This window comes from Methanorbis furvi (genome assembly GCF_032714615.1).
GTDB lineage: Archaea > Halobacteriota > Methanomicrobia > Methanomicrobiales > Methanocorpusculaceae > Methanocorpusculum > Methanocorpusculum furvi.
This window is the reverse complement of sequence record NZ_JAWDKA010000001.1, coordinates 317,794-337,081: the sequence shown is the minus strand read 5'-3', so window position 1 is coordinate 337,081 and position 19,288 is coordinate 317,794. Positions and strand designations below refer to the sequence as shown.

19 protein-coding genes and 1 tRNA gene are annotated in these 19,288 nt (G+C 52.3%); 10 read left to right on the top strand and 10 right to left on the bottom strand.

From position 1 onward, the window contains the following. Nucleotides 1–155: 155 nt before the first annotated feature. The 3 genes from McpAg1_RS01675 to McpAg1_RS01665 all read right to left on the bottom strand — a co-directional run bounded on the left by McpAg1_RS01675 (nt 156) and on the right by McpAg1_RS01665 (nt 1,485). Nucleotides 156–740: a flavodoxin family protein gene (locus McpAg1_RS01675; RefSeq protein ID WP_338093550.1), complete on the bottom strand. Its 585-nt coding sequence runs from the start codon at nt 738–740 to the stop codon at nt 156–158. Beyond that, a complete protein-coding gene (locus McpAg1_RS01670) occupies nt 737–1,327 on the bottom strand; it encodes a flavodoxin family protein (protein WP_338093549.1) in 591 nt (196 codons plus the stop codon). The genes McpAg1_RS01675 and McpAg1_RS01670 overlap by 4 nt, the downstream gene beginning before the upstream one ends. Before the next feature lie 76 nt (nt 1,328–1,403). After that, nucleotides 1,404–1,485, bottom strand: a tRNA-Leu gene (locus McpAg1_RS01665). Nucleotides 1,486–1,694: 209 nt separating this feature from the next. On the opposite strand from McpAg1_RS01665, the gene McpAg1_RS01660 reads away from it, so the two are divergent. The 8 genes from McpAg1_RS01660 to McpAg1_RS01625 all read left to right on the top strand — a co-directional run bounded on the left by McpAg1_RS01660 (nt 1,695) and on the right by McpAg1_RS01625 (nt 8,951). Continuing rightward, on the top strand, nt 1,695–2,078 hold the full coding sequence (locus tag McpAg1_RS01660) for a winged helix-turn-helix transcriptional regulator (protein ID WP_338093548.1): 384 nt from the start codon (nt 1,695–1,697) through the stop codon (nt 2,076–2,078). Between the two features lie 281 nt (nt 2,079–2,359). Beyond that, nucleotides 2,360–2,767 (top strand): hypothetical protein, encoded by a 408-nt coding sequence (locus McpAg1_RS01655; protein WP_338093547.1) that lies wholly within the window; start codon nt 2,360–2,362, stop codon nt 2,765–2,767. 7 nt (nt 2,768–2,774) lie between these two features. Further along, nucleotides 2,775–3,980, top strand: a complete 1,206-nt coding sequence (locus McpAg1_RS01650) for an HD domain-containing protein (protein WP_338093546.1) — start codon at nt 2,775–2,777, stop codon at nt 3,978–3,980. 5 nt (nt 3,981–3,985) lie between these two features. Further along, nucleotides 3,986–4,534, top strand: a complete 549-nt coding sequence (locus McpAg1_RS01645; protein WP_338093545.1) for a UbiX family flavin prenyltransferase — start codon at nt 3,986–3,988, stop codon at nt 4,532–4,534. Further along, nucleotides 4,531–5,775: a UbiD family decarboxylase gene (locus tag McpAg1_RS01640; protein WP_338093544.1), complete on the top strand. Its 1,245-nt coding sequence runs from the start codon at nt 4,531–4,533 to the stop codon at nt 5,773–5,775. The genes McpAg1_RS01645 and McpAg1_RS01640 overlap by 4 nt, the downstream gene beginning before the upstream one ends. A gap of 13 nt (nt 5,776–5,788) precedes the next feature. Beyond that, nucleotides 5,789–6,973, top strand: a complete 1,185-nt coding sequence (locus tag McpAg1_RS01635) for an aconitase X (protein WP_338093543.1) — start codon at nt 5,789–5,791, stop codon at nt 6,971–6,973. Next, nucleotides 6,966–7,670 carry a site-2 protease family protein gene (locus tag McpAg1_RS01630; RefSeq protein WP_338093561.1) on the top strand — a complete coding sequence of 235 codons (705 nt, stop codon included), beginning with the start codon at nt 6,966–6,968 and terminating at the stop codon, nt 7,668–7,670. Before McpAg1_RS01635 ends, McpAg1_RS01630 begins: the two co-directional genes overlap by 8 nt. Before the next feature lie 387 nt (nt 7,671–8,057). Continuing rightward, entirely contained in the window at nt 8,058–8,951 is an 894-nt protein-coding gene (locus McpAg1_RS01625) for a methionine synthase (RefSeq protein WP_338093542.1), read from the top strand. Nucleotides 8,952–9,111: 160 nt separating this feature from the next. Here McpAg1_RS01625 and McpAg1_RS01620 read toward each other — a convergent pair whose 3' ends face one another. From McpAg1_RS01620 to McpAg1_RS01605, 4 genes are read right to left on the bottom strand one after another with little or no spacing between them, the layout of a single operon-like run. Continuing rightward, on the bottom strand, nt 9,112–9,537 hold the full coding sequence (locus tag McpAg1_RS01620; protein WP_338093541.1) for an N-acetyltransferase: 426 nt from the start codon (nt 9,535–9,537) through the stop codon (nt 9,112–9,114). An 11-nt stretch (nt 9,538–9,548) separates the two neighbouring features. Then, nucleotides 9,549–10,313: an energy-coupling factor transporter transmembrane component T family protein gene (locus McpAg1_RS01615; RefSeq protein ID WP_338093540.1), complete on the bottom strand. Its 765-nt coding sequence runs from the start codon at nt 10,311–10,313 to the stop codon at nt 9,549–9,551. Nucleotides 10,314–10,315: 2 nt separating this feature from the next. Continuing rightward, nucleotides 10,316–12,280, bottom strand: coding sequence for an ABC transporter ATP-binding protein (locus McpAg1_RS01610; protein WP_338093539.1), 1,965 nt, complete (start codon nt 12,278–12,280; stop codon nt 10,316–10,318). A 24-nt stretch (nt 12,281–12,304) separates the two neighbouring features. Further along, entirely contained in the window at nt 12,305–13,801 is a 1,497-nt protein-coding gene (locus McpAg1_RS01605) for a class I adenylate-forming enzyme family protein (RefSeq protein ID WP_338093538.1), read from the bottom strand. Nucleotides 13,802–14,263: 462 nt separating this feature from the next. Between McpAg1_RS01605 and McpAg1_RS01600 the strand changes: the two genes are divergently transcribed. Continuing rightward, on the top strand, nt 14,264–14,953 hold the full coding sequence (locus McpAg1_RS01600) for a hypothetical protein (protein WP_338093537.1): 690 nt from the start codon (nt 14,264–14,266) through the stop codon (nt 14,951–14,953). After that, on the top strand, nt 14,943–16,439 hold the full coding sequence (locus tag McpAg1_RS01595) for a hypothetical protein (RefSeq protein ID WP_338093536.1): 1,497 nt from the start codon (nt 14,943–14,945) through the stop codon (nt 16,437–16,439). The genes McpAg1_RS01600 and McpAg1_RS01595 overlap by 11 nt, the downstream gene beginning before the upstream one ends. Nucleotides 16,440–16,743: 304 nt before the next feature. Here the strand turns inward: McpAg1_RS01595 and nadC are convergent, their stop codons facing one another. The 3 genes from nadC to nadX are packed head-to-tail and all read right to left on the bottom strand — an operon-like array spanning nt 16,744 to nt 19,228. Beyond that, complete coding sequence (gene nadC / locus McpAg1_RS01590) at nt 16,744–17,574, bottom strand: carboxylating nicotinate-nucleotide diphosphorylase (RefSeq protein ID WP_338093535.1); 831 nt, start codon at nt 17,572–17,574, stop codon at nt 16,744–16,746. Then, complete coding sequence (gene nadA, locus McpAg1_RS01585; RefSeq protein ID WP_338093534.1) at nt 17,571–18,473, bottom strand: quinolinate synthase NadA; 903 nt, start codon at nt 18,471–18,473, stop codon at nt 17,571–17,573. The genes nadC and nadA overlap by 4 nt, the downstream gene beginning before the upstream one ends. Then, on the bottom strand, nt 18,470–19,228 hold the full coding sequence (gene nadX, locus McpAg1_RS01580; protein WP_338093533.1) for an aspartate dehydrogenase: 759 nt from the start codon (nt 19,226–19,228) through the stop codon (nt 18,470–18,472). Before nadX ends, nadA begins: the two co-directional genes overlap by 4 nt. Between the last annotated feature and the right edge of the window lie 60 nt (nt 19,229–19,288).

Below are 19,288 nucleotides of genomic sequence, written 5' to 3'. Positions count from 1 at the left end.
GGAACTTTGAATTTTTAAAACACAAGAAGCCTGCCCATGATTTATTCTGAATATATTTCCGTGATGTTCACGTCTGCTCCGTGATCTTTTTTCGTGATGTTTTCAGTGTGTTCCGTTTTTCCGTGGGCGGAGCTACAATCAAAAAAAAGAAAAAATCAGAGAAGGCCTGCAATCCGCCTACCTTCCTCCTCTGCCTTTGCCACCGACTCGGGCCAGCCCTTAACCCCGCCGTGCTGATCCATTCCCGGGAAGAGAACATTTTCCGTGTAGGAAAATCCGGCATCATTGAAAAACGCACGCACTACCGGAAACGCCCCGTCAAAGATGTGGGGGATGTCCTGACCCGACGTTCCGAGATATACCCCGACATGATTTGCAAGATGCTTTGGCGAAAACGACAGCGTCTTTGTGACGAACTTCTGCGCCCAGAGGAACTGGCCGCGGTCGATGAAGGACTTCATCTCGGCGGTAACCGTCATGGAGTAGATGGGGGACGCAAGCACCAAAATATCTGAAGACATCACCTCTTCAAAGATTGGCGTCAGATCATCATTGAGAATGCAGACCCCTTTTTTGTGGCATGCATTACAGCCCCGGCAGTTTTTGTGATCGATGTCCACAAGAGTTATCTTCGATACTGCGGCTCCCGCACGTTCCGCACCATGAAGAAACGCGTCAAGAACCGTCTCCGTGTTGCCGCGTTTACGCGGGCTTCCGTTGACTGCAAGAATACGGGTCATAACTCCTCGATGCCTGCCGCAAGAGCGGCGGCGATTTCTTTTGTTTGTGCGACCGCAGTTGAACTATTCACAAAGTCGGTCTTCTTATCAAGACCTTTGAGAAGGAGAAGCATTGTATGTTTCGGTTTGATGCCTGACACATCAAACAGAAATCTTGCTATCGGAACGGTGTGCTCAAAGATGTTGTCGCGGGTCTGGCCGGCGGTTGCGATGAAAAGGCCGGTCTTTTTTCCTTTCGGCTCCTCAAAGGTGTGCAGCACGTACTTTCGCGACCAGAAAACCTGACACCGGTCGATCAGAGCTTTTGCCTGCGAACAGACCGACATCGAGTAGACCGGAGAGGCGAGGACCAGCACGTCTGCTGCGAGAATTTTTTGCGAGAGGTCCTGAAAGTCATCCTCCTGAATGCAGCGGCCGAGCCTTTCACAGGCACCACATCCTTTGCAGGGAGCTACCGAGAGGTCAGAGAGGACAACTTTTTCCTTGGTGAACCGGTCGCCAAGTTCATCAAGAATCATATCAAGCGCAGACTCGGAGTTGCCGTGGCGGCGGGGGGAGGTGGCGATGGCGAGGATGTGCGGAGACATGATTGAGTATATCGACAGGAGGGGTCATAAACTCAATGGAGGGTGCAATATTTTCAGGGTTGACGAAAAAGAAAAGTGCGAGGGGAGGGATTCGAACCCGCGAACTCCTTGAGAGCAGATCTTGAGTCAGCCTCCGTTGGCCACTTGGATACCCTCGCAAAAAGATGGATAATATATTAGAGCGAAGAGAATTTCAACCTGTCGCATCTCTGATCAGCTCCGCCCACGGACCACACCGAACACACGGAATTTCAGGGAAAAAGATCACAGAGCAGACGTGAACATCACGGAAATAATGATGTAAAGTCTGATCGGTGTCTAACTTTATCATGAAGAAAAGTCCAAGTACTGAATAACGTGGTCTGCCATGCCTGAGGAGTCACCAATACATATGGAGATCTGTTTTTGTCCGCTGCACGGACTGCTTGATACGATCAGTAAAAAATGGGCTCTGATGATCATCGCGGTAATCGGGAATCACGGGTCTGCGGGATTTAATGAACTGAAGCGGTACCTCTGCAACATCAGTTCAAAGACACTTTCAAATACCCTGAAGGATCTTGAGGAGAACGGACTTATCAGTCGTCAGGTGGTGGACCAGACGCCGCCGGTTGTCCGGTATTATCTGACGGTTCCCGGCTGGGAGCTGCGTGAACTGCTTGTTCCCCTGCTTGCATGGGTGATGCGAAACGGGGGACACGCGGATGAAGGGTGCCCGATTCATTTTCACTCTGAGATGCTGGAGAAGTGATTTTTCGTTTTGCCGCCCACGGAAAATCAGAACATACGGAAATTCCTCGAAAAATCTCAAAAAAAAAATCACTTCCCGATTCCGTGCTGTTCACGTCTTCTCCGTGATGTTTTTTCCGCGGTATTTCAGTGTGTTCCGTTTTTCCGTGGGCGGAGCTACAAACAATCAAAGATGTAAATCCCGTCAAGTAACCAAGCAACCAAAAAAACCACAGCCCCATATAAAAAATCAGAACACAGTGTAAAGATTATTTAACAACCACTTGCATATAAATTACTATTATGGGAAAAAATAGCGCGGAAATCGTCGCAGTAGTAATTGCAGTAATGGTCGTATTCGCAGGAATCGCCGCAGGCCTTGGAGGATTCATGATTCAGGAGCCGAGTTCCGGATACGCAGACGCATTTGCGCAGAAAACAGGAACCACACTGACCACCGTAACCGCACCGATCGACTACGACGTCGACCAGATAGCAGTATTCGAGACACCGAACGGCATCTATATCAACGCAATATCCCTCCTCAACGCCTACCGCGGCAACGCTGACAGCGTCGTCGTCTATAATGTTGTGAACGGAACAATCGTCGGAGAACAGACCGCACCAATCACCTTCAACCATGCAGCAGGAATCCTGAACTCCGGAGCAGGACAGATGCTGATCAATTTCGCAACGGCAGCAAACACATAAACCCAGTATGCCAAAACATATCAAAGACCCAGTACACGGATACATCGAAGTACCTGCAGAACTCGTACCGCTCATGGACACCTGCGCGGTACAGCGTCTGCACCATATCCGCCAGCTGGGATTTGCATACCTGATATATCCCGGAGCAAACCACAGCAGATTCGAACACTCTCTTGGAGCAATGCATCTCGCCTCGCTCCTCTGCGGCAGACTCGGACTCAAAACATCCGAAACAAAAACCATCTGCACCGCAGCCCTTCTTCACGATATCGGGCACGGCCCGTACTCCCATGCAAGCGAACGGCTCATGCAGGAGTACCAACCCTTTTCTCACGACAACATCAGAAACCTTCTGACCGATCCAGCAATAGATGCCCAGCTTGGAAAAATTTCCGTAAGCCCGGACGAAGTAGCAGCTCTTGTCGCCGGCGGCCACCCGCATTCAGGCATCATACACGGAGACCTTGACGTCGATCGCATGGACTACCTGCTCCGTGACGCCCACTATACCGGTGCACCGTACGGAAACTTTGACGCCGGCAGACTTATTCAATCACTTGAGATCGTCTCCGGCAAACTCGTTCTCAACGAATCCGGCATCTCGGCAGCTGAGTCGCTTCTGATCGCACGAACCCTCATGGGGCCAACCGTGTACTATCATCATGCATGCAGAATCGCTGAAGAGATGTTTCTTCTTGCAGGCCGCTCCCACTTCGGCGACGACGCCGCCGGCATAGGAGAATTCATGCAGCTTGACGATGTGACAGCAGCCGCAGTTCTGCTCAACTCTCCTTCGGAGACCACGCGGGAACTGATCGACCGCATCAGAAAGCGAAGGCTCTACAAACGTTCGGTCTACGCAGGACGCGAACTGGTGGACGTCGATCATCTGCCGCAGACAAAAGAAAGCATCAGCCGCATGCATCAGGCAATTGTGGAGACCGCGGGCGTTGCGGACGAAGACGTCATCCTTGACATCCCGTCGCTTCGTAAGGAAATCCGCATGGACGTTTTAGTCAGAAGGCATCACGACCTCGTGCCGTTCAATGAAATTGTTCCCATGCTTGAGATGATGAACGCCACCCGTCACGGCCAGTGGCGGCTTGGCGTGTATGCACCTGCCGAACTTCGCGACCGGGTAGGCGAAGCCGCCCGCGAAGTATTCTCCCTGCGTCACGCAACAAAACAAGATAAACTCACAGATATAATATAAGAGAGATGAAGCGGATCGTTGTCGGAGTTACCGGAGCTTCCGGTACGCTGTACGCAAAACGGCTTATTGAAGCCCTCACGAAAACGGACGGCGTCGAAGTGTATCTGATAATCTCCGACACCGCAAGAACCGTCGCTCGCCTCGAAGAGGTCGACCTTTCCGGCTACCCGGTTCAGTATGAAGAAAACTGCGACCTTGCCGCAGGCATTGCGAGCGGCTCGTTTTTGTTTGATGCCATGGTCGTTATTCCATGCAGCATGAAGAGCCTCGCCTCAATTGCAGGCGGTTACGGAGCAACACTGATCTCCCGCGCCGCAGACGTCTGCCTCAAAGAGCGCAGAAAACTGATTCTTGTACCTCGGGAGACTCCGTATTCCCGGGTGCATTTAGTCAATATGCTTGCCGCACATGACGCGGGAGCGGTCATCATGCCTGCCTCCCCTCCGCTCTACACGCATCCGGAGACGATCAATGATCTCGCCGACATGATCGCCGCCCGCGTACTGGATCACTGCGGAATTTCCCATACACTTGGATCACGGTGGAAAGAATGAGAGAATTTATCAAACGAATGATTGCCAACGGACTGGTCGAGGAGATATCTGAACCAGTCTCTTCAGTATACGAAGCACCGAAGCAGGCCTACTACAACAGTAAGAAGATGCTCTACTTCCACAACTGCGACGGACACAAATGTGTGATGAACACGATCTTCGACCGCAGGAGTCTCTCGGTTGCGCTGAATATTCCTGAGGAAAAACTCGTGAAGACGCTTGCCGCCTGCACCTACTCAGGGAAAACCCATGACGCAGGAAAACTCACGTTTGTTCCGGCAAAACTTTCGGCACTCCCAATCATGAAGCACTTCCCCAAAGACGCCGGCAGATACCTGACGTCCGGCGTGGTCTTCTCCGCATTCAATGGTGTGGAGAACGCCTCGATTCACCGGCTGGAGGTACTTGACGACACGCATCTGATCGGAAGAATTGTGGAAGGCCGCCATACCTACAAGCTGCTTCAGCAGGCAAAGGCTGCCGGCAAAAAACTCCCGATCGCAATAACGATTGGAGCTCATCCTGCGGTAACGTTTGCCGCATGCACCCGCGTGCCGGAAGGAAAGGAGATGGCGTATGCAGCAGAAATTCTCGGCAAGGACATGCCGCTCTATGAATGTCCGAACGGCATCCGTGTGCCGGACGCAGAGATTGTGCTCTACGGCTACATGACTGCGGAGCTTCATGAAGAGGGGCCGTTCGTTGACATCAGCGGAACGTATGATCCCATCCGCATGCAACCGGTGATCGAACTCGAAGGCATGGCATGCAAACCTGACTTCATCTATCACGGCATTGTGCCGGCAGGCGCAGAACACAAGATGCTGATGGGTGCACCGTACGAGCCGAGAATTTATCAGGCCGCAGCAAACGTGACGAACGTTCGCGACGTGTACCTGACGCCCGGAGGCGCAGGCTATTTCCATGCAGTCGTGCAGGTAAAAAAGATGACCAACGGCGACGGCAAAAATGTGATCATGGCAGCGTTCGCCGCCCACACCTCACTGAAGCATGTCGTCGTCGTTGACGAAGACATCAACATCTATGACCCGAACGATGTGGAGTTTGCTATCGCAACACGCGTGCGTGCGGATCAGGATGTGATGATCATCGCAGGCGTTCGCGGCAGTTCACTTGACCCGTGCAGAATCGGTGACGGCATGAACGTGAAGATGGGTATTGACGCGACGATGGAACTCGGGCATGAGGATGAGTTTATCCGTGCTGACTGGAATGAATAAGTAAGGAGTGAAAATGGAACTGGATACGTACGATCAGGCGCTGCTGAACGGCGAACACGGCGAGAGCCGTCAGAAGATGATGGAGATTTTACTGGCTCTCGGGAAAATCTACGATGCCGAACGCTTTATTCCGGTAAAGAGTGTGCAGGTCTCCGGAGCTTCGTTCAAAACGATTGGCGATGCCGGTCTTGAGTGGCTGTCAAGTATTGATGCGAAGGCAGTTGTGCCGGCATTCTTAAATCCGATCGGCATGCCCCGCGAAGGATGGGAGGAACTCGGCATTCCGGCAAGTTTTGCCGAGAAGCAGAAGCAGGTAAACGAGGCATACGTCAGGCTCGGCATCCGGCCGACTTGTACCTGCACGCCGTACTACTTCAGCATTGTTGAGCGCGGCGATCATCTTGCATGGTCCGAGTCCTCAGCAGTCAGCTACGCAAACTCGGTGCTTGGTGCACGAACGAACCGCGAGGGCGGACCCTCCGCTCTTGCGGCTGCCCTGACCGGCAAGACGCCTGAGTACGGTCTGCATATTGTGAAAAACCGGCTGCCGCAGATTGAGTTCCGCTTGGACGACCCAGAAGCCGCGAAAAACTGGACGAATGCCGAGTACGGTGCGCTCGGTGTTGTTGCGGGCGGAGTTGCCGGCAACAGAATTCCTCTGTTCATGGACATCAGACCGAACCGTGATATGCTGAAGAGTCTTGGCGCGGCAATGGCTGCGTCAGGAGCGGTCGCACTCTATCATGTGAACGGGATTACGCCTGAGTCAAGGTTCCCGTTCTTCAAGAAACACATCGCCGAGGACGAGCGTGAGGTTGTCACGATCGAGGTTGCAGACGTGCTGAATGTGTTCGCTGATCTTGAGGTAACAGCTGTTGCGGTCGGCTGTCCGCATCTGTCAAAGGAGGAGGTGGCACGCGTTGCCCAGCTGCTTTCCGGCAAAAAAACGGTGATGCCGTTTTATGTGTTCATCGCTGAAGAGATGCGGGCGTCCTGCGCAACAGATCTTATGGTGATTGAGAAGGCAGGAGCAAAAGTGGTGCCTGATACCTGTATGGTGGTCTCACCGTTAATGGATCACACGGGAAGTGTTATGACCAACTCGGGCAAGGCGTTTTCGTACCTGCCCGGAATGTGTGGTGTGACTCCGCGGATGGGAACGCTGGAGGAGTGTGTGCGTGTGGGGTGCGGTGAGTAACTTGAGTCTTCTTGAAAAGATCTCTCCGTTTGAAAAGCGGGACCTGCTGATTGCATGGTTCTGTCTTGCGGTCGCATTCACGCTCGGTATCTCAGGGGGCATTGCGTTTGTCACCGACTTTACTAAAATTTCGATCGACACGCTTGCGCTGACGTTTATTGTTGCAGTCATAACGGTCGGGCTGTCTTTTGTTCTGCATGAGATGGCGCACAAGTTTGCGGCAATCAGATACGGTTACTGGGCAGAGTTTCGCAAGAACACACAGATGCTGCTGCTCGCAGTCGTCATTGCGGTGGTGACCGGTATTGTGTTTGCCGCGCCCGGAGCAACGCTGATCAATACTGCCGGACGCGAGATGACCAAGAAAGAGAATGGTATCATCTCTTTTGCGGGTCCTGCGATAAATCTGATTCTTGCAGTTCCGTTTTTTATCTGCATGATTGCAGGTATTGTTATGGGCGGGGCTGAGATTAGTCAGTTCACGGTTCCCGGATTCCTGTTCTATCTGGGAATGATCGGTTTCCAGGTAAATGCGATGCTGGCATTCTTCAACATGCTGCCGGTGGGCCCGCTTGACGGCAGAAAGATTCTCCGCTGGAATGTTGTGGTGTTTGTTGTGACCATTGTTGTGTCGCTTCTGATTCTCTACGTCTCGCTGCAGCCCTGGATGTTTGTGAAGATGCTGGTCTATAGTTGAGGGGGGTTCCCTCCGCGAAATTTTTTTGTGTTGCCCACGATTCGCATGTTTGTGGCCTGACCACTGCTCCGCCCACGGAAAAACGGAGCACACGGAAATTTCACGGAAAAAAACATCACTGAGCAGACGTGAACAACACGGAACTCTAAAACATTGATACAACAAAAAAATCTAATTCGTTTTTCGAAAAAAAATTTCACGAAATATTTTGTGACATCGCATGGAAATCTAAAATAATTCATTTCCGTGATGTTCACGTCTGCTCAGTGATGTTTTTTCTGTGAGATTTCCGTGTGTTCTGTGTGCTCCGTGGGCGGAGCAGAACGTAATGCACAAAGCCTGACGAAACCCAAACTTTTTTTATGTTCCCTCCCGTATGCTGTAGATATGCAGCTCCCGAAACTTCTTCCGACAACAGTTGTCGGTTCCTTTCCATGCGTGAAAGGTTCCGGCTTTCTCGGTCTGGTTGATCCCTACAAACATGCAGTGAAGTTTGCGGTTGCCGAACAGCTGAGAGCAGGCGTTGATATCATCTCGGATGGACAGGTGCGGGCCGATATGGTGCAGGCGTTTGTCTCAAAGCTTCCGGGCATCAACGGAAATACGGTGATAGGACCCATCGGTATTTCAGAAAAACCGATCACGGTCGCAGACACCAGATATGCTCTGACGCAGACAAAGTATGTGAAGGGAATTTTGACCGGACCGTGTACTCTCGCGTATGCGCTGAAGATTGAGACTCCTTCCTACCGCGACCGCGAGGAGCTGGTGCTGGATCTTGCAGCGGCCCTGCACTCTGAAGCGAAGTTTCTTGCGGCGACCGGCGTCTACATGATTCAGGTGGATGAACCGATTCTCTCGACCGGTGCGATGGATATTGAGACGGCAAAGGAAGCACTGAAGATTATTTTCAAAGGTATCGAGACACCGACCTGCATTCACACCTGCGGCCGGCTGAATACGGTCTCGTCGGAGTGGACGCGGCTGCCGGTGGATGTGATCGATTTCGAGTACTCGGTGAGTCCTGAGAATCTCTCCGACATCTCGCGTCATGATCTGCGGAACAAAAAGATCGGATGCGGTTGCGTGAAAAGTTCAGAGACGCAAGTCGAGTCGGTCGAGGAGATCGAGAAACGCGTGCGGTTGTGTGTGGAGTCGTTCGGGGCTGAGAATATTTTGATCGATCCAGACTGCGGGCTGCGGATGCTGACGCCTGAGGTGGCATTTGCGAAGCTCGCGAATATGTGCGAAGCGGTGAAGAACGTCAGAGCTGAGTTATAGGGCGTTGACATCTGTCACTCGCAATTTTTTTCAGAAAAAAAAAATAAACGAAATTTTTTGCAGCATCACATTTCATAATTCCTATTGAAAAAAAATTTTAAAAAAAAAAATCGAGTGAATTTTTTTCATGAATCACAAATAAAAATTCAAGCCAAAAAAATTATTCACAAAACCGCATCACGTACTCATCATGGCCGGTCTCGGTCGTGCGGCGCAACAAAATTACAAAACCCAATTTTTCATAAAATATTTTTGCAGCAATATTTTCCACGTACACACACAGCGTGAGATCTCTTTTGATCTCCTGCACATAACGAATCAGTGCAGAGCCGACGCCATGCCGCTGAAAACTTGGCGCAACAAAAAGTGCGCCGACCGTGTCCCCATCAAGAATGCTGACAAAACCGCGGATGAGATCATCCTCGACAAAAACATACGTCTCTGAGATCGGCAGGTACTGATCCCGCACAACAAAAAACTGTTCCTGCCAGTAAGCAGGAGAAAGAAAATCATGCGCCGTGATGCTTGCATCAAGCCATATTTTCATCACCGCATCCGTATCTGAAAAGCAGAACTGACGAATCATAAAAAAAATTTTTAGAGGAAGGTTATCGCCGCAACGCCGGCGAGCACCGCAATCACCAGAATGATCATGCCTGCGTCTGCAAGATGATACTCCAGTTTTCTCCGGTACTCAGAAGCCAGGCGGTAACCACGCATATCGATCGTTAACCCAAGGGTGTCAGCTTTTGCAAGCGAGTTCAGCATCAAAGGAAGCATGACAGGGCCGAGCTGCTTGAGTTTTCCGACAATTCCTCCGCCCGGGAAGTAGCCGCGGGAGAGCTGGGCCTCATTGATTCGTGCGCCTTCTCTCTGAAGCGTCGGGATAAACCGGATGGCAATCAGGAACATCAGCGCATAGTCGCCCGGAATCCGCAGAGTGTAGAGGGCATTCACCAGATCACGCGGTTGTGTCGAGATGACCAGCAGCTGGAAGGCAAATATAAGCACCGCAAACCGCAGAGCCATCTGCACTGCGAAGAGAATTGCTCCGGTTGTTATTGGCAGCAGATTGTTCGGCAGCAGATAGACGATGACTTCTCCCGTGGCGTTCGTGAGGACCGTCAGCACGACCAGTGCGAGGCCGAGGATGATCAGCAGCGGAACCTGACGAAGCAGAACCTTGAAGAGACCGCCGGCAGCTGCAACTATCAGCACGACTGCGATCAGTCCTGCGAGGATCGCAAGGTTCGTGGTGAAGATTGCGGCAAACATCATGCCGACAGCGAAGACGATCTTCGTCATCGGTGACAAGCGGTGAACAAACCGGTTGCCTGGGATATACTGCATAATGTCTTCCATTTTCACGCACCTCCATTTGCGGACGCACGAACTTTTGTCACGTGCCCGATCTCCATCTCAACAATTCTGTCGGCAAACATCTCGGCAAGCGAGGGGTTGTGCGTAACCATCAGAATGGTTTTGCCATTGTTTCTCATGCCGGTTAAGACCTGCATAATCTCATACGACTCCTGCATATCAAGGCCCGTGGTCGGTTCATCCATGATAACAATCTGCTGATCCATCGCAAGCACACAGGCAAGAGCCAGCCTCTGCCGCTCGCCGCGGCTTAAGTGGCGGGGGTTGACCTGCGCTTTTCCGGCAAGACCGACCGTCGCGAGCGCTGAAAGCGCTGCGGCAGGGTCAGGGTTGCCGATATTTTTGAGACCAAAGAGGATCTCTTTCTCGCAGGTGTTCTCAAACAGCATGGTGTCAGGATTCTGGAACACAAGGCCGACGGTTTTTGCAATCTCGGAGACGGATTTTTCGATGATGTCTGAACCATTCAGAAGAACTCTGCCAGCGTCAGGCCGGAGAAGTCCGTTCAAGTGTTTGACGAGGGTCGTCTTGCCCGATCCGTTTTCACCGAGGACTGCAACAATCTCACCTTTCGCAAAGGTGAGAGAGACGTTGTCAAGCGCAAGCACGTCGCCGAAGCGGTGGGTCAGAGACTCTGCCGCAAGGACAGTCTCCGTGCCGGCAGGGGTCTTCGGGATTTTCGCGAAGGAGAGGTTATCGGCCGCGGGCACTCCGTCGTAGACAATTTTTCCTGCATCAAGCCGGATCATTCTGGTGGCAAAGTCAAGCGTTTCATCAGTCATGTGTTCGACGAGAACGACGATGTGGCCGCGGTCGGTCAGGCTCCGAAGGAGTGTGTAGACCTGACGGCGTGCATTCTTGTCAAGCTCGGACGTTGCCTCGTCAAGTACGAGAATTGGGGTTTCGCGGGAAAGGGCAGCAGCCATTGCGACACGCTGTTTCTGTCCGCCGGAGAGGGCGTGCGGTGCCCGGTCCTTGAGATGACCGGTGCAGGTAACTTTGTAGATCTCATCCAGCTTTTGTGCGACCTCATCTGCGGAGAGTCCGCGAGTCTCAAGAGCGGTGAGAATTTCTTCTTCGACGGTGGTGAAGATCAGCTGTGCGTCCGCGTCATCGAAGACCATACCGACCTCTTTTGAGAGAGCGGTCACATCCTCGTACTCATCAGCATACTTTCCGGCGATTGCAATCGAGCCGGTAAGGTCGCCGCCGTAGGCGTGGATGAGAACTCCTGAAACCGCACGGGCAAACGTGGTCTTGCCGGCACCGGACGGGCCGGTTACCACGACGAACTCACCTTTCGCAAAGGAGAGTGAGATGTCGCGAAGCGACGGAACGTCTGATGCCTGATAGGTGAAACCGACATGATCGAGAACTATCGGAGCATTGGTCGGGGCAGGCGTTGTGTGCGGGGAGGCGGTGACGCTGCGGGTTTTCTGCATGACGGCGGTTGCCGGCATTGCAATTATCTGGGCGATGATTGTGTTGACAACTGCGGCGCTCGCAACGATTGGAACCATGGCGACGGCAAATGCAAGCACTGTTCCAACAGTTGCGTCCGGAGCTGTTGCCAGCATAACGCAGCAGGTGATGCCGATGAAGGTGAAGCCGCTCGCAGGAGTTGCGATTGCGGTCGCAATTGCCGGAGCGAGTCTGGTGTGATCTTTGATCAGTTTATAGACCGCAAGACAGACGACCGCACCGATGGGTTCGGAGATGAGGTTTCCGAGAGGAAATATGGAGTGCGAGAAGACCGCACAGATGATACCGGCCACAAGGCCGATGCCGAGTGCTTCCCGGAACTTCGGGACGACAAGGATGATCGCAAGGCAGTAGAAGGCAATCGTTAGGTTTGCAACAATTGCTCCCGGGACAAACAGGGAGATGTACCGGGCGATGGCACCGGCAGCAAGCAGTATGCCGACCAGTGCAATATCGCGTGATTTCATGAAGGTGACTTCCAGATATTGATATTATGAGAATTTTTCACGAAGCTCGCGTCTGAGGAGCTTCCATCCGTTTACGCGGGGGAGGGCATCCACCGTGTAAATTTTTCTGGGAACTTTGTACCCTGCCAGATGTTCCTTGGCAAATGCAAGGAGACCGGCTTCATTGTCCGAGCCGTCCCGGCCCGCCCGCCACACGACAGCGGCCGCGGGAACTTCGCCGCGATGCGGGTGCGGGATACCAAACACTGCAATCTCGGCAACTTCCTGATACTGAAGAAGGGTCTCCTCGACCTCGGTCGGATAAATTTTCCAGCCTGACATGACGATCATGTCCTTTTTGCGGTCAGTTAAGCAGAGCCTCTGATCTTTGTCAAGGTAGCCGATGTCGCCGGTAAGGAACCAGCCGTCCGGAAGAAATGCCCGTGCGGTTTCTTCAGGCAGTCCCCAGTATCCTTTGGCAACGGCGGGCCCTCGAAGAGCAATCTCTCCCGGGGTTTCGGGAGGCATTGTTTTGGAAGCATCAGCTTCGTCAACAATTTTCACTTCTGAGAAGCAGACCGGATGCCCGACACTCTGGAACCGGTCAGCGGAAGCATAATCTTCGGGTCGGATCACGGTTCCTGTTCCAATGACAACGGTCTCTGAAAGTCCGTAGGCGTTGATGACCGGAATGTTGTACCGGTAATGGAAGTTTTTCCAGGTTTCATGATGCAGAGGGCCGCCGCCTGAAATTATTTCGCGGGCGGTTGCAAGCATCTCTTCGGTTCCGGCAGGCGCTCCTTCCAGAAAGTGGATGACCGGCGGCATGCCTGAGAGAACAGTGACCTGATGTTTTTTGCAGAGGGCAAGATAGCTGTCAGGGTCGTACCTCTCCATCATGATGTAGAGTGCGCCCGCACGCATTGCGGCAACTCCCCATGAGAGGCCGACATGTCCCATCGGATAGATTCCGAGATACACGTCGTCCTGCTTGAGGGTGAGCACGTCGCACTCGTTGTGAACTGCGGTAAGCCAGTTGCCGTGCGTAAGCATGGCACCTTTTGGTTTGCCGGTCGTGCCTGAGGTGTACTGCAGCTGGCAGAGATCGTCTGACTCGGTTGGCTCGGGAGGAAGTACGGGCGCGGTTCGAAATGATTCGATATTTTCCGGGACAAAAATTCTGACACCCAGATCTTTTGCAATCTCTGCGCCATCAGGATCGGTGATGAAAACATTTGCTCCGGCATCTTTGATCATATAGCTGAGTTCGGTTGCGGTGTAGACGCGGTTTGTCGGAACAGCGACCGCACCAACTCTCCAGACGGCGAGGTACGAGAACAGATATTCAGGGCTGCTGTTCAGGTAGAGAAGTACCCGGTCACCTTTGTCAACGCCAAGGGATTTGAGGGTGCGGGCAATCTCTGAACTGATTCCAAGAACTTCGGATGAGGTATAGGAGGTGTTCCTCTCAGGGCAATAGAACACCGGCTTTGCAAGACGGCAGGCATTGGCATCAAGGAACGTGGTTATATTCAGCATCATACATCACAACATACAGACGTTGATGTATAATTATGTTCATCGAAGATATAAATGTGATAGATTTGGAGGTGATGTCTATTACATTCTGCTCCGTCTACGGCTCGCATGTTTCCACCTTGATCACTGCTCCGCCCACGGAAAAGCGGAACACACGGAAATTTCACAGAAAAAAACATCACGGAGCCGACGTGAACACCACGGAACTTTGAATTTTCAAAATACAAGATGCCCGTTCACGATTTACCTTGATATATTTCCGTGCTGTTCACGTCTGCTCCGTGATGTTTTTTTTCCGTGAAATTTTCTGTGTGTTCAGTGTGCTCCGTGGGCGGAGCTACAATGACGTCCACGCTAAATTTTTCATGAGAAAAATAATTCTTCAGAAAGCGCATTTTCAGAGAAAAATGGTTTCGTCACTGACAAAACATCTATGTGCGAAAACACGCATATATTCACGTATCTATGGCAGATGCACCAGAGGGGATGATAGTACATGAGCAGCAGGTCTGCGCATGGGTGATTCCTCCAAAAATAGGGGAGGAGGAGGCTACAGGAATTGTCCGCAAATGGCTGGGGTCAGATACAATTCCCTTCATTTCAATGGAAAAAGTTCGTTTTGGAAAAGCTGTGATGGTATACTTCCCTTTCTGGCGGTTCCGGCGCGAGGACGGCGGAGAGAACAAGACCCTCTACCGGCCGGCCGCAGGCACACTGCTGACCGGACTGCAGAACATCAGGTACTATGAGGATACAGGCCTCATCGAAACTCCGGAGGATGCAATCATTCTTCCGGCAACTGTGGATTCTTCCGTGTATCTGCCAGATCTTCACGGAATTGCACGCGGAGAGGAACTGATCGGTGTTCCGCTGTGGCTGATCAGCTATAAAGCGAAGAGCAATGTCTACATGATTAAGGTGGATGCAAACTCAGGCTCGGTGTATCCTGAGTGGCACCCGATCAAAGAGCCGATCAACTGGAAGAAGACCGCACTCACCGCATTCATTCCGATGTTTGCCCTCAGCCTTATTGCGATCTATCTCAACCCGTGGGTCTTCATTATTGTGGTGATCCTTTTGTTTATCTTCCTGTATCAGAGCGAGATGCTCGGAATAATTACCAAGAAGGAGAAGGAGGAAACACATGGGCCTTGAACGTTCGGTTGAGGACCGCATCGCTGAGGTGATGTACCGGTCAAAGATCACGAAGGGAGTTGCAGACCGCACCGTGCGCGACTGGTTCACGAAAGGAATCAAGGCGCCCGACCTTCCGGCAAAAGCGAACATGAACGAGCTGTACCTGGTCTACATTCCGTTCTGGCGGTTTATTGCTCAGGGAAAAGCGATCGCATGCGGGTACTCTGAGTTTGAGGAGAAGACCGGCAATGTGATCCGCAACATCTATGAAGAGATCATCGATGATGAGTTTGTGTGGACTGAGGCGGCGTGCGATACCGGAAAGTACGGCATAACAGAACTCTGGCTGGATCCGGGAAATGAAATTGCGTTCACTCCGGGAAAAGTTGTTGCAATGGAGCCGGGAGGTTCGGCAATTGAGGCAAGCAAGGCCGGCCGTGCAGCGATCCGGCAGATGATTGATGATGCGGCAGCGAAACGTATCGATACGCTGACGCTGGAGAAGTCGTTCCTGCTGCCGAAGGTGTTCGAACTGGTGTATGCGCCAATCTGGGTAGCGCACTATGAGTATCTGGGCGGCGACTATACGGCGATCGTTGATGCGGTGCGGGGAGAAGTCCTAGGCGGTACTGCCCCCATGAATCTGACGGCGAGATCACGAATGATGATTCTGGCTCTTGCCGCGGGAGGTATCATGATCGGATCTTCTGTTGCCATGCTGCTGCATACCGGAACTCATCAGATCTCTGAGCTGTTCCAGGTGATTTTGCTGCTGCTTGGTATTGCAATGTCGATGGCAGCATACCCGGCATTCAAGGAAGGACGAACGTATGTGACGTTTGGCACGATGAAAAACATCAACTCCCTCAGGCCCGCAAGCCGTGTGCCGAAACAGCTGACGGATCATGAAATTCTGAAGCGCGACTCAACCATTCTTGTCTGTCCGAAGTGCGGCGAGGCGGTGGAGCAGCCGTGGGGAGAGGTTATCTCGGTTTGTAAAAAATGCAGCCGGCTGCTGAATGTGACCGCAGACGAGGTAAAAATTGTGCCATACGATGTCGCGGAGCCTGACATTCTTGCAAAGACTGCGATGGAGGAGGAGCCGGAACATATTCCGTTCTGGAAGTTTGATGTGGATATCTCGGTGACCGATAAACTCGCCGGCGGGTCAACCGAGACAGGCCTTCCGGAGATTGCAGGAAAACGCAGTTACTACATCTGTGCGGCAAACACTCCCCGCTATCTTGCAGAGAAGTGGGAGGTGGATCTCACCATCCGTAATCCGGTTATTGCCGAGATTCCGCTGGACAAAGAGGTGGAACTCCAGCCGATCGTTATCAATCAGAATACGGCACGGGAACTGACAGAGTTTTTGTTCCTCAGATACGAGGCGGAAAAGCCGGGTGTTTTGCAGGTGCTGCGGTATGAGTATGCGGTTGATGAGGCACGGATTGTGTATGTGCCGTACTATCAGATGAACAAGACCTACATCCCGGGCATCTGAAATTTTTTTCTTTTTTTTTAATCATGTTCTGCTCCGCCCACGGAAAAACGGAGCACACAGAAAATTTCACGGAAAAAAACATCACGGAGCAGACGTGAACAGCACGGAATTCTAAAACATTGATACAACAAAAAAATTTAATTCGTTTTTCGAAAGCTCGCCATGAAAAAAATTTTGTGGCATCGGATAAAATTTTAAAAAAATTTATTTCCGTGCTGTTCACGTCTGCTCCGTGATGTTTTTTTCCGTGAAATTTTCTGTGTGGTCGGTGTGTTCCGTGGGCGGAGCTGATCAATGAAAAAAATTATTCGATCTCAAGACTCACATCAGCGTACTTCACCGAATGTGTAAGAGAGCCCATGCTGATAACATCCACATCAACCCCGGCCCACTTCTGAACATTCTCCACAGTGATGCCGCCCGAGACCTCAAGCACCAGCCGCTCGCGAAGTCCCCGGGAAGCGAGAGCAGCGATTGATCCGTGCACCGCAGAAGGCGTCATATTATCAAACATAATAATATCAGCGCCAGCTTCAGCAGCGGCGACTGCATCGATCAGATTTTCCACCTCGCACTCCACCTTGTGGTAGACCGAGTACGCCTTCGCACGGCGGACGGCTTCGGCGACCGGCAGAAGAGAGCGATGCGTGTCCTTGATCAAAAACGCATCAGACAAACTGTCGCGGTGCGGCTCACCGCCGCCGAGACGAATTGCTTTCTTGTCAAAGTAGCGAAGGCCCGGAGCAGTCTTTCTCGTTCCCGCAACCTTCACATGATCATTCACTGTGGCCACAAGCGTTTGCGCAGCAGCGGTCGCGGTCGCAATCCCGCTCATTCTTCCAAGAAGATTCAGACAGGTACGCTCAAGCGACAAAATCGCATGAACCGATCCTGCAAGCGACAGAATTTTTGTTCCCGCAGAAATTTTTTCGCCGTCATCAGCATGAACCGTTGCCCCGACACCGAAGTGTTCAAAGAGCCAGACGCACTCCTCAACGCCTGCGAGAACCATATCCGTCCGTGCTTCAACGCGGGCAGCGACAACTTTGTCCTCGACAAGAGCAAGCGTCGTGATATCTCCGAAGGGAACGTCCTCGGCAAAAAAAGAGAGAAGTTGATCAGTTGGCAGCATCATTTCGAAACCTCAATCATCCGCTCAATCGCGGTCCGCGCCTTTGCGGCGATGTGATCAGAAACCTGCACAGGATACACACCGTCGCGGAGCGTCACGTAGAGATCAAAAAGATCAATCAGCTTCATGTTCGGGCAGACCGCAGACGCCATCACGTGAAAGATTGTGTCAGGATATTTTTTCTGCAGCGGATGAGCGATGCCCTCCTCAGTAAAGATCACCCACTCCTTCTCTGTTCCGCAGTTGCGGATCATGTAGCCAGTTGATCCAACCATGTCGCTCGCCAGCTGAACCTCTCTGCTGCACTCGGGATGGCAGATGATCGTGGCATTCGGATACTCGCGGCGGGCGATCTCAACATCCCGCACCGAAAAGTTGTGATGCGTGGGGCAACCTCCGTTCTCTGGGACTGCAATGATCTCTTTTTCCGGCAGCTGGGCCTGCACCCATGCGGCAAGATTTGCATCAGGGCCGAACAGAATTTTTTTCTCCGGCAAGGATGCTGCGACTGCCGCGGCATTTGCCGAGGTGCAGGTGATGTCGCACTCAGCTTTTGTCGCTGCGTTTGAGTTCACGTAGACCACAAACGGCGAGCCGGGATGAGCGGTTTTTGCTGCACGCACGATTTCCGGAGTCAGCTGATCGGCCAGCGGACATCCTGCGTCAGGACGCGGGATGAGGACGGTCTTTTCCGGCGAGAGAATTTTTGCGGTCTCTGCCATGAAGTAGACACCGCAGAGAACAAGCGTGGACTCTTTTGCTTCCTTGGCAAGCCGGGCAAGCTCGAGCGAGTCGCCCGTGATGTCAGCGACGTCCTGAATCTCAGGCGGCTGATAGTTGTGGGCAAGGATCACGGCATTTTTTTCTGCGGCAAGTTTTTTGATCTGCTGTTCGTAGTTCATGCGCCTATCACCAAGGGGTTGTCAAGATTTTTCAACAGCGTGAGAATCGATAAGGCCGCAAGGTAGCTGGTTGCCGGGTTGTCGGGCGAAGGGAGGTTTCTCACTCTGATGTATGCTTCGCCGAACTCTCCTTCGAAGAATATTTCATGCATGTTGCGGTCTTCGTCTGGGTCCATCCACAGCTCGACGTCAACGTCGCGGCCGCAGGCGATCGACAGCGACTCGGCGACGTTGGTGTTTTTCGGGTACTGGCGGACACAGTCATGAGCTTTGCCTGAGAACAGCTGGGTCCGCTCGGTTGCTTCGCGGGCGAGGGATGCCGGATTTTTGGTTGTTCTCAGAACAAATTTGTCGATGCGGCTGATCTGGCCGATGCTGATGTTGTCAAGGCCCATGATGGCGCCGGACGGGATATGGATTTTGCGTTTCAGCTGCCGTGCGGTTTCGATGAGTCTGGAACGGTACTCAATATCTGCGAGTGCCCCGACACTCATGATGACGATGTCTTTTCCGGCCTCGAGTACCTCCTGCGCATGTTCGGTGGCGGCGAGAACTGACGCTGCTTCGACAATAATATCGGTTGGTTCGGCAAGGAAGGCGGTGAAGTCTGAGAATGGTTTTGCGTCGAACTCTTTGCCGAACGCCTCTACCCGCGCCGGGACTACGTCATACACGGCGGTTATTTTGAAGTTTTCCTGACCTGCGGCGATAACGCGGCCGATATTTCCGCATCCAAGCAGACCAACGGTGATCATATTACTAAATATCAGAGTTTACGTAGTTAAGGATTATGTAGAGGCACGTTTCCGATGCTT

What these genes read in the sequence shown, in the direction of transcription:
- McpAg1_RS01675 (WP_338093550.1), bottom strand. Translation starts at nt 740, where the DNA reads ATGACCCGTATTCTTGCAGTCAACGGAAGCCCGCGTAAACGCGGCAAC.
- McpAg1_RS01670 (WP_338093549.1), bottom strand. Translation starts at nt 1,327, where the DNA reads ATGTCTCCGCACATCCTCGCCATCGCCACCTCCCCCCGCCGCCACGGC.
- McpAg1_RS01660 (WP_338093548.1), top strand. Translation starts at nt 1,695, where the DNA reads ATGCCTGAGGAGTCACCAATACATATGGAGATCTGTTTTTGTCCGCTG.
- McpAg1_RS01655 (WP_338093547.1), top strand. Translation starts at nt 2,360, where the DNA reads ATGGGAAAAAATAGCGCGGAAATCGTCGCAGTAGTAATTGCAGTAATG.
- McpAg1_RS01650 (WP_338093546.1), top strand. Translation starts at nt 2,775, where the DNA reads ATGCCAAAACATATCAAAGACCCAGTACACGGATACATCGAAGTACCT.
- McpAg1_RS01645 (WP_338093545.1), top strand. Translation starts at nt 3,986, where the DNA reads ATGAAGCGGATCGTTGTCGGAGTTACCGGAGCTTCCGGTACGCTGTAC.
- McpAg1_RS01640 (WP_338093544.1), top strand. Translation starts at nt 4,531, where the DNA reads ATGAGAGAATTTATCAAACGAATGATTGCCAACGGACTGGTCGAGGAG.
- McpAg1_RS01635 (WP_338093543.1), top strand. Translation starts at nt 5,789, where the DNA reads ATGGAACTGGATACGTACGATCAGGCGCTGCTGAACGGCGAACACGGC.
- McpAg1_RS01625 (WP_338093542.1), top strand. Translation starts at nt 8,058, where the DNA reads ATGCAGCTCCCGAAACTTCTTCCGACAACAGTTGTCGGTTCCTTTCCA.
- McpAg1_RS01620 (WP_338093541.1), bottom strand. Translation starts at nt 9,537, where the DNA reads ATGATTCGTCAGTTCTGCTTTTCAGATACGGATGCGGTGATGAAAATA.
- McpAg1_RS01615 (WP_338093540.1), bottom strand. Translation starts at nt 10,313, where the DNA reads ATGGAAGACATTATGCAGTATATCCCAGGCAACCGGTTTGTTCACCGC.
- McpAg1_RS01610 (WP_338093539.1), bottom strand. Translation starts at nt 12,280, where the DNA reads ATGAAATCACGCGATATTGCACTGGTCGGCATACTGCTTGCTGCCGGT.
- McpAg1_RS01605 (WP_338093538.1), bottom strand. Translation starts at nt 13,801, where the DNA reads ATGATGCTGAATATAACCACGTTCCTTGATGCCAATGCCTGCCGTCTT.
- McpAg1_RS01600 (WP_338093537.1), top strand. Translation starts at nt 14,264, where the DNA reads ATGGCAGATGCACCAGAGGGGATGATAGTACATGAGCAGCAGGTCTGC.
- McpAg1_RS01595 (WP_338093536.1), top strand. Translation starts at nt 14,943, where the DNA reads ATGGGCCTTGAACGTTCGGTTGAGGACCGCATCGCTGAGGTGATGTAC.
- nadC (WP_338093535.1), bottom strand. Translation starts at nt 17,574, where the DNA reads ATGATGCTGCCAACTGATCAACTTCTCTCTTTTTTTGCCGAGGACGTT.
- nadA (WP_338093534.1), bottom strand. Translation starts at nt 18,473, where the DNA reads ATGAACTACGAACAGCAGATCAAAAAACTTGCCGCAGAAAAAAATGCC.
- nadX (WP_338093533.1), bottom strand. Translation starts at nt 19,228, where the DNA reads ATGATCACCGTTGGTCTGCTTGGATGCGGAAATATCGGCCGCGTTATC.